Here is a 15,017-nt window from a genome sequence, read left to right on the forward strand (position 1 = left end):
GCCCACACCATGAAAAAACAGGAACAAGAGAACCTCCTGCATACCCTGAAGTCCCGTTTCGAGCAAAACCCTCATCGTCACCCGGATCTTCAATGGCCTGACGTCCAGACCCGGCTCGAAAGCCATCCCGCGGCGCTGAAAACCCTCCAGGCCATGGAAACCACCGGAGGCGAGCCGGACGTGATCGGCCACGACGAGCAGACCGGGCGCGTGACCTTCTGCGATTGCGCCAGGGAAACTCCGGCCGGCCGCAGAAGCCTCTGCTACGACCGCGCTGCCCTCGATGCACGCAAGGAAAACAAGCCTTCGGGCAGTGCGCTTGAGCTGGCCGAAGAGATGGGCATCGCCCTGTTGACGGAAGAGCAGTACCGCGAGTTGCAGGCGTTGGAGGCGTTTGATTTGAAAACGTCCAGTTGGCTGGCCACACCCGCCGAAGTTCACTCGCTGGAGGGGGCAATATTCGGTGACCGGCGTTATGGCAGGGTGTTCGTGTACCACAACGGCGTGCAGTCGTATTACGCGGCCAGAGGGTTTCGTGGGGTGTTGGAGGTGTGATGGGGTAAATGCGGGGTTCATCTGGCTCTGAGGCCGACAAGGACTTCACCAATGTTTCCGTGGCGAGGGAGCAAGCTCCTCGCCGCGGATTGAGAGTATCGGGAAACAAAGGATTTCAGCCTCGCAGCTTTCGACTGCATTTACGTGGCGCCGAGGCGGGCCCGCGTCTACTTTTGACAGAACCCCCTATCGTCTTCCCCGGAGAAGCCCATGTTCACGTTCCCTCGAGCGCACCAGAGCACAAGATGGCAAGGGCAGGGTGCGCTGTTCGGCGGGGCGATCCCCTGGTTTGGTGGCGACGGCCTGGGCGTGTGCTTCGGTTTCAGTACGCTCTGGGTCAAGATCGGTGCGCCGTTTGACTGTTTCCAAGCATTGCAGTCAAGGAAGGCCGCGATTGCCGAGACACAGGAAGCACTGAGCGGTGCGATGCATATGTATGAGGTGCGCATGGCGTTGGCTACCACCGCCGAGGACATCATCGGAAGCAATACTGTCAGCGAGACTGCCTACGTCGATGGCGTTGCCAGTCACATCGTCCTCGACATCCTCCAGAGGGCCGGCGCCCGCCACTACGTCGTCTCGTTCTACTTTTCCGGCGGCCCGGAAGGCGCCGGCGCTCATGCGATTGGGGTGTCCTTCGACGCGGGCCAGACGGGGAGGCTTTTCGATCCCAATTACGGTATCGGCGCCTACCAGTCGAGAACCGACCTGTGCAACGACCTGCATGGGTTGCTGGCGAGCTACGTCGTGCCCAACGGGCATATCAGTGCGAGCTATCTCCTGGAATTTGCGGTCGTCGACGATGACGACGGATTTGGTGATTTCGTGAGTGCAGCTGATTTTTCCTGAGTGGATATTCACGTGAGTTGAGTTCAGGCGCAGGACGGCTTTCCAGGTCCTCAATCCCCGGGCACACCTTCCAGCAATACCTGCTCCAACATCCCGAAAAAACATTTGATGTGCGCCTGCTTCAACGCCTGGGGCCGGCTCACCAGATAGACCTCCAGGTCCGGAATATGAAGCTCCGGAAACACCTCGATCAGATCCTGCGCCAATACCCGAGGCAGTGCCGCCACCCCCATGCCTCGCCGCACTGCCTCAAGTTGGGCGGTGAACGAGTTCACGCTGATCGGCGCGCGCTCCAGGCCGCCGGCCTTTGCCGCACGCAGTTGCGGCAACATGTCCAGCGGGGGAAGCAAGGCGATATGGGCCGCCGTGGTCGTGGTGAGCGCTGGCGTGCGCTTCAAATAGTCCGCATCGGCGAAGACGCCATAAGCGACCCGGCCTAGGTGTTTATAGATCAGCGACGGCTCACCCAGATGGGCGGTGCGCACCGCAATGTCTGCCATGCCCCGGACCACCTTATGGAACTCGGCGGTGACCAGCAATTCCACTGAACAATTGGGGTGCAGGGCGGTGAAGCGGCTTGCGGCCTCCAGCACGGAGGAGGAGAACCCTTCCCCGGCACTGACCAGCACGCTGCCACTGAGCTCGGCCTGGCGCCCGGATGGGGTCGCAACGGTTTGCCGGCGCAAACCGGTTTCCGCGGCCAGGGCGACTTCTACCAGCGACTGGCCTCGCGAGGTCAGCCAACAGCCTTCGACGCCCCGTTCGACAAGGGGCTCGCCCAAGGCGCTTTCCAATTGTGTCAGGCGACGGGACACCGTAGACGCCGCGATTCCCAACAATTGCCCCGCCTGAAGAAAACTGCCCCGCCGCGAGACGGCCAGCAGCAGTCGGAGATCGTCCCAATTCGCTTGCAATGCCATGCGTCCTGTCTTCCCTGATCTGCATATGTGCAAAGCCATTATGCAGCAGTCGCTGTTTTTCAAAAGTGGCGACAACGGTATATCTACGGCCCTTCGAAACCCATGGAGTGGACTGCATGACCACCGGCCCCAACGACTACGCGGAACACGCCTCAAGAGCCTTCAATTGCCGTGATGTGGAGGCGATGCTTGCATTGGTGAGCGAAGACTTCATCTACCTCGATGGCTCGGGCATTCAGATTGGTCGCGAGGCCATGCGCAAACGGGAAGTCGCGCTGTTCGAAGCGCTGCCCGATGCCGAAGTGACCTTCAGCCCCTTCGTGATCACTGAGGATCGACTGGCGCTGGTCGCCGTAATGTCCGGCACCTTCACCGCTCCCCTGGTGCTACCGGAGCGGGTAATACCGCCCCATGGCCGGCACATCACTGTTCACTTTGCGGCGCATTTCATCTTCAAGGATGGACTGGCTACCCATGAAGAAGTGTTCTTCGACAGTACGGTGCTGCTGCCGTCCGCCGGACAGGGAGAGGGTTGAACCATGCGCAATGTATTCGTGACCGGCGCAACCGGCTTGCTGGGCAACAACCTGGTACGGGAACTGGTTGCGCGTGGCTACGCCGTCAAAGCCCTGGTCCGCTCCAGAAGCAAAGGCGAACAACAATTCCACGACCTGCCCGAGGTGGAAATGGTCGTCGGGGACATGGCCGATGTCGACGCTTTCGCCACCTCGTTGCAAGGCTGCGATACGGTGTTCCACACGGCGGCGTTCTTTCGCGATAACTACAAGGGCGGCAGCCACTGGGCGGCGCTTGAAGCGATCAATGTCACCGGCACCCGAGAGCTGCTTCATCAGGCTTATCGCACGGGCATTCGCCGATTTATCCACACCTCCTCCATCGCCGTGCTCGACGGCGAACCCGGCGCGTCCATCGATGAAACCTGTCTGCGGGCCGATGCCGATGCGGACGATTACTACCGCAGCAAGATCCTCGCCGACCGTGTCGTGTTGTCCTTCCTGGACGCCCATCCCGACATGCACGCCTGCATGGTCCTGCCCGGCTGGATGTGGGGCCCCGGTGACATGGGCCCGACGTCCTCGGGACAACTGGTCAAGGACGTCGTGAACGGCAAATTGCCCGGGCTGATCCCCGGCAGCTTTGCCGTGGTCGATGCCCGCGACGTAGCCTGGGCACTGATTGCCGCAGCCAAGCTGGGACAGCGAGGCGAGCGCTACCTCGCGGCGGGCCGGCACATGACCATGGGGCAGTTGGTGCCTGTGCTGGGCCGTATCGCGGGCGTGAAAACCCCTTCGCGGCAACTGCCGCTGCCCTTGCTGTACGCCCTCGCGACGGTGCAGGAGATTTATGCACGGCTGACCGGCAAGCCGATCCTGTTGAGCCTGGCGACGTTGCGACTGGTGATACGCGAGGAGCATCGCACCTGTTTCGACCCTCACAAGAGCGAGCAAGCGCTGGGGCTGCGCTTCCGGGATCTGGAAGTGACCGTTGCGGATACGGTGGCGTGGTATCGGGAGCATGGTGGGTTTGCAAAGCACAATGCTGTAAACACTGCATAGCGACTGGGCCGCTCTGTGGCGAGGGGATTCATCCCCGCTGGGCTGCACAGCAGCCCCAACCCCAACTCCCCAAAAAAGCCACCCCCTTGGCCTAATGCCAGTCAGTTAAGCCACAAACCTGTGGGAGCAAAGCTTGCTCGCGATAACGACAGAGCAATCAACATTGCTGCTGACTGACTTACCGCAATCGCGAGCAAGCTTTGCTCCCACAGGTTTTGCGCCGTTCGATTCTTAACCGACTGGATTACCCTCTTAGCCTCGCTGCGAGACCGCTTCAGCACCGGTATCCAACGGGGAAAAGGCCACGGACGATCTGTCCTCTTCAAGTCTTCCCCGCACCTGCCGCTATTGGTATGACGATTTTTACCGACCCCTCGATTGTCTTTGCGATACCTTTGTCTTTCGGCAGTGGGGTTGGCAAAGCACGACAAGAGAACGCAGCGAATGGACGACGGACGAGACGAAAGGAGGGCGGCTGTGGCTGGGGGCGCGACGGTGTCTGCCGATTCGCTGCCGCATATTCTGTTGATCGACGATGTTCCAGAGGACCTCCGTGCCACGCTCATTCTGCTGAAGGCGCAACCCTGGCGCATTTCCCTGGCCAGCGATGCTCACCAGGGCTATCAACGAGCCCTGGCATTGCGTCCAGACTTGATCGTGCTGGATGTACACATGCCGCACATGGACGGTTTCAGCCTGTGCCGGCTGCTGCGCGAGGCACCCTCGACCCGGCAGACGCCCATTCTCTTCTTGTCTTCGGCCAACAGCACCTTCGAGCGTCTGGAAGGACTGACCGTGGGCGCGGTCGATTACATCCCCAAATCCTGCGCCCCCGAAGAAGTACTCGCGCGAATCAAGATCCACCTGCAATTGACCTGGCGCGCGCCGCCGCCCCATCAAGCCAGTCCGGCGGACCCGGAGCCGGAGGGCGACGAGATTGTGCTGCGCGCCGCGATGCGCTGGATTGAACAGCACCTCGATGACATGCCGTCCCTGGTGCAACTGGCGCAAAAAGTCGGCACCCATGAAAAACGCCTTACCCGGATATTTCGCGAGCATCTGGGCCTGACCGTGTTCGCCTACATTCGCGATGCAAGGCTGCGCCGCGGCCAGGCCTTGCTGAGTGAAAGCGCCATGAGCGTGCAAGACGTCGCCGAATTGATCGGCTTTCGCAATGCCTGCAACTTCACCACGGCCTTCCGCCAACGCATCGGCATGACGCCCAGCCAGTTTCGCCAACAAACCCTGGGCGTCGTCGATGCCGAGTCGGCCGGGCGCGCCTGATGCGGTTCCTGCAATTTCTGCTGCTGGCGATGACGCTGGTGTCCGCCGGCCTGTTGCGCGCGGCGCCGGTGGACGTCTGCCAGGCTGAACAGCTGGACGTGATGCCTGCGATGCAGATTCTCGAGGACCCTCAGGCGAGGTTGAGCCTGGAGGAAGTCGCGCAACTGCCCGACGCGCGATTCAGCACCGCGACCTCGAATTGGCCGGCGCAAGGCTACAGTCGCTCGGCATTCTGGTTGAAATTGCAGCTCACCCATGCAAGCGCCAGGGCCTGTTCGCGCCTGCTGGTGGTCGGCGCGCCGCGCCTGGAAGACATCCGCGTCTATCAATCTGTCGACGGACACTGGCGCGAGACCCAGGCCGGCAGCGCCCATCCCTTGGCCGAATGGCCCCAACCGGTGGCGCGCCAACCGGCATTCCCGGTCAAGCTGGCGGCCGGGCAGAGCACCACTTTGTTCATCCGGGTGACCGGCAACTTCCAGATGTTGCTGGAGCCGCAGCTGTGGTCAGAAACGGCGCTGCTGCGCAGCCAGCAGCAGACTTACCTGAGCGACGGTCTGACCCTGGGCATTGTCCTGCTGGTGGTCCCGTTCGGCCTGATTGTCGGCGGGATCCTGCGATCCCGATTGCTGAGCGTGAATGCGGGCGCGGTACTGAGCTATATCCTGCTGACCTGCATCGTGAACGGCTACCTGATCTACTGGCCCGCGGCGCTCGGTTGGACCCGCGAGCTGCTGGCGTGTGCCAGCGTGACCTCGTTCGTCCTGTTCCTCGCCTACATGCGCGTGTTGCTACAGGTGGCCCGGCTGCCCCAGATCATTGGCTGGAGCTATTGGGTGCCGCTATTGGGCTGTGCCCTTGGCCGGGTCTGGTGGTTGAAGGTCGATCCGGTCCAGGGCGCGCAGATGGTCCAGGCGTCGCTCTTGAGTTTCTACGGCGCGCTCCTGGCCACGCTGTTCATGGCGTGGCGCAGGCGGCTCACTTACAACTGGATGGCGTGGCTGGTGCCGGGGCTGCTGGTTTCGCAGGTGTTGATGCGTTATTTCTTCCCTCAGGAACAGTTGCCCTGGCAGTCGCCGCAAAGCAAACACAGCCTGTCGTCGACCCTGCCCGGCGTGGCGTTGCTGGTGTGCACGTTGATCATGGAAGTCAGCCGCAGCCGGTATCGGGAAAAACACGCCCTGTTCTCCCTCGAACAACAACGCCAGGCCGAGCACGAACGCCTGGAAAGCACCGTGGCGCGGCGCACGGCACAGTTGCGCGAATCCCTGGCGGCACGCAGTGCATTGATGGCCCGCATCAGCCACGACCTGCGCTCGCCGTTGGTACGCATCATCGATTATTCGCGCCTGTTACACGCGGGGCCGAACCGGGAGTACCCGGCCACGATCGAGCGCAACGCCCGCCAGCAACTGGAGCTGATCGACGAAATGCTCGAGTTCTCCCAAGGGGAATTGGAGCAGATGCAACTGACCCTCGCGCCCGGCTATTTGTACGGGTTCCTGAAAGAGATCGAAGAGGAGGCGGGCTTCCTCGCCGCACGACAGGGCAACACCTTTGAAGCCGTCCTGGCGCAGGACTTGCCGGCGCTGGTAGAGGCCGATTTCAAACGGCTGCGGCAGGTCCTGATGAATCTGTTGGCCAACGCGGCGAAATTCACCCGCAGCGGCCGGATCCGTTTCGACGTGAGCGCTGCTCCAGGGGCGACCGCTGACAGCGTAGCGCTGTGCTTCAGTGTGATCGACAGCGGCATCGGCATCGATCCACAGGAATTCGAACAACTGCTGCAACCGTTCCGTCGCGGCCGCAATGCGCAACGCTACGAAGGCAGCGGGCTGGGCTTGTCCATCGTCACGCAGCTGCTGGAGCGCATGGGCAGTCGACTCGAACTCCAGGCCGGCGACCAAGGCGGCAGCCGCTTCAGTTTTCGCCTGCAATTGAACTGCGCCCAGGAACACGAGCTTGAAAACGGCATCGTCGATAGCCATGCCGAGCCGTTCGATGGCCAGGGCCAGCATGTCTTGCTGGTGGACGATGTCGAGCAGAACGGCGAATGGCTGTATGACCTGCTGGCCGGCTACGGGTTTGACGTGAGCCTCGCGACGAACGGCGAAGACGCCTTGGCTTGCCTGACCCAGCAGCCGGTCGACCTCTTGATCAGCGATCAGATGATGCCCGGCATGGATGGCTGGGCATTGCTGCGACAAGTGCGCGAGCACGGGCACGATTGCCCGGTGTTGCTCTATTCGGCGGTACCGCCCCGCAGGCCTGAGGGTTATCCCGAGGACCTGGCCTTCGATGCGGTCCTGCTCAAGCCTGCCGACAGCCGTGAATTGTTGGCGTGGGTCAGGGCACTGACTGACTCGGACAGGGTGCGTCGCCCGATGGCACGGGAGCAATAGCATGCTCGGTCGGCGCTATCGGCTGCTTTTGCTCGGCAGCCTGACGGTATTGCCCGGTACCTGGGCCTATGCCGAACAAGCGCCATCGCCGACTACGCCTGCGGCGTCGCCCGGCCCCCTGGTCCTTGAGGAAACCGTGGTCACCGCTCGCCGCCGCGAGGAAGACCCGCAGCACGTGCCGATCCCGATCAACGTCCTCTACGGCGAACAACTGGACCAAGCCGGCCTGCACACGCTGCAAGACATCCAGCAGCGCGTGCCCGGGCTGGTGGTGTCCGGGCATGACGCCCGCTATGCCGGCTTCGGCCTGCGCGGGTTCGGTGCGACGACCTACAACGACGGCCTGGAAGGCAGCGTCGGCACCTACGTCGATGGCGTCTACCAGGCGCGCCAGGGCATGGCTTTCACCGAGTTGATGGACATCGAGCGCATCGAAGTGCTGCGTGGCCCCCAGGGCACCTTGTTCGGCAAGAACACCACTGCGGGTGCGCTGAACATCATCACTCGCCAACCGACGTTCCAACCCGAGGCCAACCTGGAGGCCAGCTACGGGGAGCGCGGTCTACGGGAGTATCGCGGGACGGTTTCCGGGGCGCTGCGCGACGATGTACTGGCCGGGCGGCTGAACGTCTTCGAGCGCTCGGTCGATGGGCAAGTGGAGAACCTGCAAGATGGCGCCCGCCTCGGTGACGCCGACAGCCAGGGGCTGCGCGGGCAATTGTTGTGGACGCCGAACGCGGTCTTCAGTGCGCGCCTGATCGCGGACCATGCCCGGCAGAACGAGGCCGGCAACGTGCTGTTGGTCAACCACTACAGCCAGCAGACGCGCCAGCGGGCCCAGTTCGTCGGCTATCCGCTGCCTGCGTCCGACCCTGACCAACGCGAAGTGCGCATCAACGCGCCGGGGCACCCGCGAACCCTGCAGGACGGTGTCTCACTGGAACTGAACTGGGACCTGGACGAGGCGATGCGCCTGACCAGCATCACCGCCTACCGTGATTGGGACTACCGCGCCACCCGCGACGGCGACAGCACCGCGTTGTCGGTGGCTCAGTCCGAGACCGAACTGGGGCACCGGCAATTCAGCCAGGAATGGCGCCTGTCCGGCACGGCCGGCTCGTCCATCGACTACGTTGCTGGGCTCTACTACCTGCACCAGCAGCTCGACCGTGACATCGACGTCGAATTTGGCAAGGACGCCGCGCCCTGGTTCGTCGGCGACCAACTGGCGCAATTGCAGAAGCTCTATGGCATCACCTTCACCGATCCGCGGCAGGTGCCGGCCCAACTGCTGGAAGGCGCCCGGCAACATTACGACGGCCAGCAAAAGGGCGACAGCCGAGCTGTATTCGGCCAGGTTTCCTGGCGGCCCGTCGACCCCCTCGAACTCACCGGCGGCCTGCGCTACAGCCAGGATCGCAAGGACGGCTGGGTCTCCCGCGACACCAGTAATCTCGCCTCGCTGGCCGGCCTGCCACCGACATTCCAGGCGGGCGGCCAGTTACTGCGGGACATCGCCCTCGGACGTGGTTATTACCGCCAGGACTCGATCGAGGAAGACAACGTCTCCGGCCTGCTCAGCGCCAGTTACCGCTTCAGCGATGCCGTGATGGGCTACGTCAGTTGGTCCCGCGGCTACAAGGCGGGCGGCATCAACTTCGACGTGGTCGGTCCGTTCGCCGCACCCACCTTCGAGCCGGAGCGCGCCACGTCGCTGGAGCTGGGCCTGAAGACGCGCTTCTGGGATGAGCGTGCGCTGCTCGACCTCGCCGTCTATCAGACTGACGTCGACGACTACCAGGCACTCACCTACAGCCCGGCGACATCCGTGTTTGCGCCGCCGCTACGGGACAACCTGATCAACGTTGGCAAGGTGCGCCTGCGCGGCATCGAACTGGACTCGGCCTGGCAGTTGGCCCCCCGGCTCACCGGACGCCTGGGCCTGGCCTGGAGCGACGCACGCTATCGCAGCTTCCCCAACGCGCCATGCCCGCCTGCCTCCGGCCAGTGGACCTGCGACCTCAGCGGCGACCGGCTCTATAACGCGCCGGAATGGAACCTCAGCAGCGGCCTGGACCATACTCATCCGCTGCCGTACGGCCTGGAAGCCTACAGCGGCGTCGACTACAGCTTCCGGACCGGCTACTACGGCACACTTGAAGGCGGCGAAGGCAGCTATCAGCCCAGCTACGGCCTCACCAACCTGCGCCTGGGATTGCGCAGTCAGGACCGTGGGTGGGAAGTGGAAGGTTGGGTACGCAACGTCTTCGACCGTCACTACGTCACCGCTGTCTATTCACTGCTGGGCGCCGGTGACTACGGCGTGCAGCTCGGCAGCGAAAGAACCGTCGGCACCACCGTCAGGTTTCGCTATTGAGGGAAATGAAGCGGGTCGGACAAAACGCCAGACGGTTGCCACCGGCCTTTTTCGACAGGTACATCGCCTGGTCCGCCTTGCTGATCAGCGCGTCGATCTCCTGACCGTGCTCGGGGAAAAACGCCACGCCGATACTGGCGGAAATCTCCACCGTCTGAGCGCCGATCAGGATGGGCGCGCTGGCCGCTTGCAGCATGCGCTTGAGCAACGGCTCGCTGTCTTCCACCTCCTGTAGCCCCACCAACCCGGCCACAAACTCATCACCGCCGAGCCGTGCCAGGGTGTCGCTCTCACGCAGCGTCGCGTTGATTCGTGCGGCGACAATCTGCAACACCCGATCGCCCCAGTCATGCCCATAGCTGTCGTTCAGGGCCTTGAAACCGTCGAGATCGATAAATGCAATCGCCACCTTCTGCTGAAGGAGACGCGCCTTGCCCAACGCCTGGCGCATCCGCTCGGCCAGCAGCAACCGATTGGGCAATTGCGTGAGCGCGTCATAACGGGCGTCGCGCTCCAGCAACTGCAGGCGCTGTTTCATCTGCGTCATGTCGCTGAGCAGCACCACGTAATGTCGAACATTACCGTGCCGGTCATGCACGGCACTGATGCTGATGCGCGACGTCATCTCCCGGCCGTCCTTGTGGCTGCTCTGGATTTCCCCGGACCAGTGCCCGTGGAAATCCAGCGCGTTCTTCATCGGCGCATAGAACGCCGCGAGTCGCCGCACCATGCGATGGGAATTCAAGTCCCGGCCCTTGACCTCGTCTTGCCCGTAGCCGGTCAGGCGCGTGAACGCCTCGTTCACACCGATGACCCGCCCGAAGGGATCGACCAACATCACCCCTTCCCGCGCATGACTGAACACGGTAGCGGCCAGCTCCGGGCAAAGAGCATTGGCCTGTCTGTCCACGGCAACCTCATCACGAGGCACCGGCCACCGCTCGGAATCGAAGCCCAGCTGCGCCAGATAACCGGCCATGAACGAAAGCGTTCGATGCAGACGGGTCAGCGCGCTTATGGCGAGCCTGGACTTGAGGCAATAACTACGGATGGAGGTACGTAGGTTCATGGGGTTTACACGGTGTTGGCGGATAAGGGGACTGCAAGCGAAGCGGGCATTATCGAGGGGGAGAGGGCGCGATGACTTTGCTGGAGCGGATGGGAGCTTTGCGGGAGGGGATGAAACGAAGATTTTTGCCGGGCGGCTAAAAGAAACAGCAGGACCAAACGGTGCAAAACCTGTGGGAGCCAAGCTGAACTGGCCTAATAATTCCGGACACCTCTTAAGGGCGATATGATTTCGCCAACTTGGAGGTTCCATGAACGAAAGAAAGGTCTACACCCGCGAGTTCAAGCTGCATGCCGCCAGCATGGTGCTTGATGATAACTGCCCGGTTCCAGATGTCTGTGCTTCCCTTGATATCGGGCCCACCGCTCTACGACGCTGGGTTGATCAGGTTCGTAAGGAACGCGAGGGCCAGCCAGTTAAAGGCACCAAGGCAATTACCGAAGATCAGCGCCAGATCCAGGAGTTAAAAGCCAAGATCAAGCGTATGGAGATGGAAGCTGAAATCTTAAAAAAGGCTACCGCTCTCTTGATGTCGGATCCCGATCGTTTTCGATGATTGCGGAACTAAGAGAGTCGTTCCCGACGGCTATCGTGTGTCGTGTTTTCGATGTGAAACGCAGCAGCTTTTATGAGTGGCTTCAGCGCAGAGCCCAACCGCGGATCAGACGCGAAGAGCTCAAGCTGAAAGTGGTTGAACTGCACAGTGAAAGCCGGGAGGCAATGGGTTCCAGGATGATCAGCAAGGGCCTGAAGTCTCAGAAAATAACTGCTGGAAGGAGCCTTGTCAGAGCGCTGATGAGGGAGGCTAACATTGTCAGTAAACAACGCCAGCCCCACCCCTTCAGATCCAAAGGTGTAGAAGCATTTGTCGCGCCCAATCGACTTAAGCGCAACTTCAAACCGACTGCAATCGATCAGGTTTGGTGTGGCGACGTGACCAGCCTGATGGTGGGTAAACGCTGGGTTCATCTGGCCATCGTGATTGATTTGTATGCTCGCCGGGTCATTGGCTGGGCTTTTTCTCTGGTTAACGATGCCAACTTGGTCAGCAAAGCGTTACGCATGGCGACAGCGGTACGAACGTACCCGCCGGGACTGATGTTTCACTCAGACCAGGGCTGTCAGGGCGGATTCAACCGGTCGTCGCAACACTGGATTGTTGTACAGACTTTAGATACTCATTCAGTGCTTCGGCAGGTGTTTTCCAGCCGAGTGTTTTTCGAGGTCTAGAGTTAAGTACGTGAGCTACCGCCTGTATTTCTTGGGCACTCCAACGAGAGAGGTCAGTGCCTTTCGGGAAGTATTGCCGTAGAAGGCCGTTCGTATTTTCGTTTGTGCCGCGCTGCCATGGACTATGTGGATCAGCAAAGAAAACCTTTACTCCGGACTCGATGGTAAATCGAGTGTGATCCGACAGCTCCTTCCCACGATCCCAGGTCAAAGATCGCCACAACTCGATGGGAAGATCAGTCACCGACTTCTTCAATGCGTTGGCCATACTAACAGCCCCATAGCCAGCCAGCGCCGAGCCGTTCTTCGTGCGGGGAATTAGCCCATAACCTTTCTCGCGAGGCAGATGGACGAGCATGGTAAATCGAGTTGAGCGCTCGACCAGAGTTCCAATCGCAGAACGGTTCAGACCGATGATCAGGTCGCCCTCCCAATGCCCGGGTACAGCCCGATCTTCTACCTCAGCAGGGCGACTGGAGATCATGACGTCCTCGCTGACGTGTGCCCACACTTTGGTCTGCGCTCTGGCTCTCGGCACGCGCAATGCTCGTCCTGAGCGCAGGCAGGTCACCAGTTCGCGCTTGAGAGCTCCTCGACCCTGAATGTAGAGCGCCTGATATATGGCTTCATGAGAGATACGCATGGATTCATCATCCGGAAAATCGATCTGGAGCCGGTTGGCAATCTGCTCAGGCGACCAGCCATTGACCCATTTACGGTCACTGCGATGCGGTTTATTTCGGCCTTTGAAGGGCGCTTGCCGAGGCCCAGAAATCTCACGACCATCGGCGTCTTGAATCTTGCCCTCAAGGCGGTCGCGTACGTACTGGTGCAGTCGCGGGTTAGTGACCAGTTTCGCTGGTTTCGGCCTCTTGGCCACCAGTTCTGCCTTCCATTGCGCTACTGACGCTCGATATTCAAGCCGACCGCAACGGGTAGCAGCATTTCGTGTCAGCTCCCGTGAAATTGTCGATGGGCTTCGTCCAAGACGACGGGCGATCTCACGAACGCCAACACTTTGCGCTCGAAGCAGCCCAATCTCTTCTCGCTCTGCAAACGATAAGTATCGTCCTGATATGTGATTCGACATGAATAATGGCATCCCGCCTCGATGACGGAACCAGCGTGTACCTACCGCTGTTGATACGCCAACGGCATGTGCCGCCTTTTCGCTAGTGATGCCTGTTGCAATCTGCACCCAAAATAGCCGCTCGATCTCATTACGAAGTGAGGGTGCACCTGGAGAGCGCATCGCTCCCCGGCCCGTCAATTTTTGCATCCATCCCGCGGGTCGTCCCATAAACACCTCGATCAAGGTGTTGCGACGACCGGTTGAATCCGCCCAGTACACCAGTCGCAAGTTTCAAGAAGAACTGATGCGCCATGGCATTCTGCAAAGCATGAGCCATCGCGGGCAGTGTTGGGACAACGCTCCAACAGAGCGATTTTTCGGCACGCTGAAGTCCGAGTGGGTGCCTCGTGGCGGCTACAGCCTGATCGAGGAAGCCAGAACCGATATGGTGCGCTTCTTCATGTACTACAACCGCACGAGGCTCCACAGCTACAACAACTATCTGTCGCCAATAGCCATGGAGCAAAAAGCGGCATAAACACCGTAACCGGTGTCCGGGATTACTTGACCAGTTCAAGCTTGCTCGCGCTAGCGGCAGGTCGTTATTGCTGATTGACTTACCGCAATCGCGAGCAAGCTTTGCTCCCACGGTTATTGCGTTTTTTGCAGATCACTCATAACCAGCTCATTAAAACGATCTTACCAGCTGTTATTTCTGACAGTAGTCGATGGGCGCTTCTGATGCTTATATCTCTTGGCGCTGTCTTATTGGCGCCTTGAGTCACAGCACTGAGGGTTCAAACATGACAACTGACAAGAAAAAACCAGATGCCCGCATGGTAGGCACGATTATCGTCAACACCCCGTCTTCGGTAACTTTTACAGAGGTCAATGCGACGTTGTTCAACAGTGATGGCAACAACGCCAGCGGCGGATTTCTGCAAGGGGGGCTGAAAGCGTGGAAGCGAGGCAAAAAAGACGACGCCGCGATTTTTATCGGCTTCCCGGCCGCACAAGCGGGTAGCGACATGAAAACGTTTCAATATCCCGGTGATTTTGATGGTCCCTCTATACGGTGGATCTTCATCGACCAAGAGGGGAAGCATCATTCGGTTAGCACCGGGACAATCACTATAGAGTTCGGCAGATTCTTCAGCTTTTTCAAAGGTGTCTATTCATTCGCTGATACGGAAGGCCAAGTTGTCAGAGGGTCGTTTGATGTGAGGTATGTGGAGTAATAGGGTCAGCATTGCAGCATCAGGAGACAGCATCTGGCAGCTTGTACGACCCGTTGCCCAATAAGTCTTCTCAATCTGTGGCGAGGGAATTTAGCGAATCGTCGCACCGCCCCGCTGGGGCTGCGTAGCGGCCCCAAATCGCTTAGCCAAAGCAGGGTGGTTTTACTGGTTACTCTCTCTGCCGCTACCAACTATCTCGATAATCGAAGGAAATCTGGTAGACATAGGTGGACCAATCAATTGAATGCTGGAAATAAGGTTGGAGAATTTTTATCCATTCTTGAGAAACATTGAAGCCGCCATTATTTATATTGTTTTCGATTGGAATTCCTAGGGCCTCAATGACAGCGCTATCTTCGCCCAAATCTTTCGAGTGCTCTTCTCCTTCGTAGCATTCAGTTTGCTTGTCGAACCACTCCAGTCGTAGTTTGAGTCCCATTTAAT

General features: G+C 60.1%; 15 protein-coding genes. 11 read left to right on the plus strand and 4 right to left on the minus strand.

All coding sequences use genetic code 11. From position 1 onward, the window contains the following. Positions 1-9: 9 nt before the first annotated feature. Positions 10-555: a DUF4256 domain-containing protein gene (locus LOY35_RS04900; protein WP_258631107.1), complete on the plus strand. Its 546-nt coding sequence runs from the start codon at positions 10-12 to the stop codon at positions 553-555. A gap of 210 nt (positions 556-765) precedes the next feature. Then, positions 766-1,404, plus strand: a complete 639-nt coding sequence (locus LOY35_RS04905; protein WP_258631110.1) for a YopT-type cysteine protease domain-containing protein — start codon at positions 766-768, stop codon at positions 1,402-1,404. A gap of 50 nt (positions 1,405-1,454) precedes the next feature. On the opposite strand, the gene LOY35_RS04910 is transcribed toward LOY35_RS04905, so the two are convergent. Then, a complete protein-coding gene (locus tag LOY35_RS04910) occupies positions 1,455-2,324 on the minus strand; it encodes a LysR family transcriptional regulator (RefSeq protein ID WP_258631113.1) in 870 nt (289 codons plus the stop codon). Positions 2,325-2,440: 116 nt separating this feature from the next. On the opposite strand from LOY35_RS04910, the gene LOY35_RS04915 reads away from it, so the two are divergent. The 5 genes from LOY35_RS04915 (at position 2,441) to LOY35_RS04935 (ending at position 9,964) form a co-directional block, all read left to right on the plus strand. Continuing rightward, positions 2,441-2,860, plus strand: a complete 420-nt coding sequence (locus LOY35_RS04915) for an ester cyclase (protein WP_258631114.1) — start codon at positions 2,441-2,443, stop codon at positions 2,858-2,860. A 3-nt stretch (positions 2,861-2,863) separates the two neighbouring features. Then, on the plus strand, positions 2,864-3,901 hold the full coding sequence (locus LOY35_RS04920) for an SDR family oxidoreductase (protein WP_258631116.1): 1,038 nt from the start codon (positions 2,864-2,866) through the stop codon (positions 3,899-3,901). A 444-nt stretch (positions 3,902-4,345) separates the two neighbouring features. Next, positions 4,346-5,185, plus strand: coding sequence for a helix-turn-helix domain-containing protein (locus tag LOY35_RS04925; protein ID WP_258631118.1), 840 nt, complete (start codon positions 4,346-4,348; stop codon positions 5,183-5,185). After that, entirely contained in the window at positions 5,185-7,587 is a 2,403-nt protein-coding gene (locus tag LOY35_RS04930; protein ID WP_258631120.1) for a 7TM-DISM domain-containing protein, read from the plus strand. The genes LOY35_RS04925 and LOY35_RS04930 overlap by 1 nt, the downstream gene beginning before the upstream one ends. 1 nt (position 7,588) lies before the next feature. Continuing rightward, entirely contained in the window at positions 7,589-9,964 is a 2,376-nt protein-coding gene (locus LOY35_RS04935) for a TonB-dependent receptor (protein ID WP_258631121.1), read from the plus strand. Here LOY35_RS04935 and LOY35_RS04940 read toward each other — a convergent pair. Next, positions 9,948-11,033, minus strand: coding sequence for a sensor domain-containing diguanylate cyclase (locus LOY35_RS04940; protein ID WP_258631123.1), 1,086 nt, complete (start codon positions 11,031-11,033; stop codon positions 9,948-9,950). The genes LOY35_RS04935 and LOY35_RS04940 overlap by 17 nt on opposite strands. Before the next feature lie 250 nt (positions 11,034-11,283). On the opposite strand from LOY35_RS04940, the gene LOY35_RS04945 reads away from it, so the two are divergent. Then, positions 11,284-11,589 carry an IS3 family transposase gene (locus LOY35_RS04945; protein ID WP_008047186.1) on the plus strand — a complete coding sequence of 102 codons (306 nt, stop codon included), beginning with the start codon at positions 11,284-11,286 and terminating at the stop codon, positions 11,587-11,589. Next, on the plus strand, positions 11,586-12,263 hold the full coding sequence (locus LOY35_RS04950) for an IS3 family transposase (protein WP_258631126.1): 678 nt from the start codon (positions 11,586-11,588) through the stop codon (positions 12,261-12,263). Before LOY35_RS04945 ends, LOY35_RS04950 begins: the two co-directional genes overlap by 4 nt. On the opposite strand, the gene LOY35_RS04955 is transcribed toward LOY35_RS04950, so the two are convergent. After that, positions 12,166-13,542 (minus strand): IS30 family transposase, encoded by a 1,377-nt coding sequence (locus tag LOY35_RS04955; protein ID WP_258631129.1) that lies wholly within the window; start codon positions 13,540-13,542, stop codon positions 12,166-12,168. The two genes, LOY35_RS04950 and LOY35_RS04955, sit on opposite strands and share 98 nt — an antisense overlap. Positions 13,543-13,639: 97 nt before the next feature. On the opposite strand from LOY35_RS04955, the gene LOY35_RS04960 reads away from it, so the two are divergent. Together LOY35_RS04960 and LOY35_RS04965 are read left to right on the plus strand one after the other, a co-directional pair. After that, positions 13,640-13,873 carry an integrase core domain-containing protein gene (locus LOY35_RS04960; RefSeq protein ID WP_258631132.1) on the plus strand — a complete coding sequence of 78 codons (234 nt, stop codon included), beginning with the start codon at positions 13,640-13,642 and terminating at the stop codon, positions 13,871-13,873. A 265-nt stretch (positions 13,874-14,138) separates the two neighbouring features. Beyond that, on the plus strand, positions 14,139-14,573 hold the full coding sequence (locus tag LOY35_RS04965) for a hypothetical protein (protein ID WP_258631135.1): 435 nt from the start codon (positions 14,139-14,141) through the stop codon (positions 14,571-14,573). Positions 14,574-14,757: 184 nt separating this feature from the next. Here the strand turns inward: LOY35_RS04965 and LOY35_RS04970 are convergent, their stop codons facing one another. Beyond that, positions 14,758-15,012, minus strand: coding sequence for a cloacin immunity family protein (locus LOY35_RS04970; protein WP_258631136.1), 255 nt, complete (start codon positions 15,010-15,012; stop codon positions 14,758-14,760). Positions 15,013-15,017: the final 5 nt, after the last annotated feature.

The organism is Pseudomonas sp. B21-028 (assembly GCF_024749045.1).
In the GTDB taxonomy this organism is placed as follows: domain Bacteria; phylum Pseudomonadota; class Gammaproteobacteria; order Pseudomonadales; family Pseudomonadaceae; genus Aquipseudomonas.

What these genes read in the sequence shown, in the direction of transcription:
- LOY35_RS04965 (WP_258631135.1), top strand. Translation starts at nt 14,139, where the DNA reads ATGACAACTGACAAGAAAAAACCAGATGCCCGCATGGTAGGCACGATT.
- LOY35_RS04950 (WP_258631126.1), top strand. Translation starts at nt 11,586, where the DNA reads ATGATTGCGGAACTAAGAGAGTCGTTCCCGACGGCTATCGTGTGTCGT.
- LOY35_RS04960 (WP_258631132.1), top strand. Translation starts at nt 13,640, where the DNA reads ATGCGCCATGGCATTCTGCAAAGCATGAGCCATCGCGGGCAGTGTTGG.
- LOY35_RS04945 (WP_008047186.1), top strand. Translation starts at nt 11,284, where the DNA reads ATGAACGAAAGAAAGGTCTACACCCGCGAGTTCAAGCTGCATGCCGCC.
- LOY35_RS04920 (WP_258631116.1), top strand. Translation starts at nt 2,864, where the DNA reads ATGCGCAATGTATTCGTGACCGGCGCAACCGGCTTGCTGGGCAACAAC.
- LOY35_RS04970 (WP_258631136.1), bottom strand. Translation starts at nt 15,012, where the DNA reads ATGGGACTCAAACTACGACTGGAGTGGTTCGACAAGCAAACTGAATGC.
- LOY35_RS04910 (WP_258631113.1), bottom strand. Translation starts at nt 2,324, where the DNA reads ATGGCATTGCAAGCGAATTGGGACGATCTCCGACTGCTGCTGGCCGTC.
- LOY35_RS04905 (WP_258631110.1), top strand. Translation starts at nt 766, where the DNA reads ATGTTCACGTTCCCTCGAGCGCACCAGAGCACAAGATGGCAAGGGCAG.
- LOY35_RS04930 (WP_258631120.1), top strand. Translation starts at nt 5,185, where the DNA reads ATGCGGTTCCTGCAATTTCTGCTGCTGGCGATGACGCTGGTGTCCGCC.
- LOY35_RS04955 (WP_258631129.1), bottom strand. Translation starts at nt 13,542, where the DNA reads ATGCAAAAATTGACGGGCCGGGGAGCGATGCGCTCTCCAGGTGCACCC.
- LOY35_RS04915 (WP_258631114.1), top strand. Translation starts at nt 2,441, where the DNA reads ATGACCACCGGCCCCAACGACTACGCGGAACACGCCTCAAGAGCCTTC.
- LOY35_RS04925 (WP_258631118.1), top strand. Translation starts at nt 4,346, where the DNA reads ATGGACGACGGACGAGACGAAAGGAGGGCGGCTGTGGCTGGGGGCGCG.
- LOY35_RS04935 (WP_258631121.1), top strand. Translation starts at nt 7,589, where the DNA reads ATGCTCGGTCGGCGCTATCGGCTGCTTTTGCTCGGCAGCCTGACGGTA.
- LOY35_RS04900 (WP_258631107.1), top strand. Translation starts at nt 10, where the DNA reads ATGAAAAAACAGGAACAAGAGAACCTCCTGCATACCCTGAAGTCCCGT.
- LOY35_RS04940 (WP_258631123.1), bottom strand. Translation starts at nt 11,033, where the DNA reads ATGAACCTACGTACCTCCATCCGTAGTTATTGCCTCAAGTCCAGGCTC.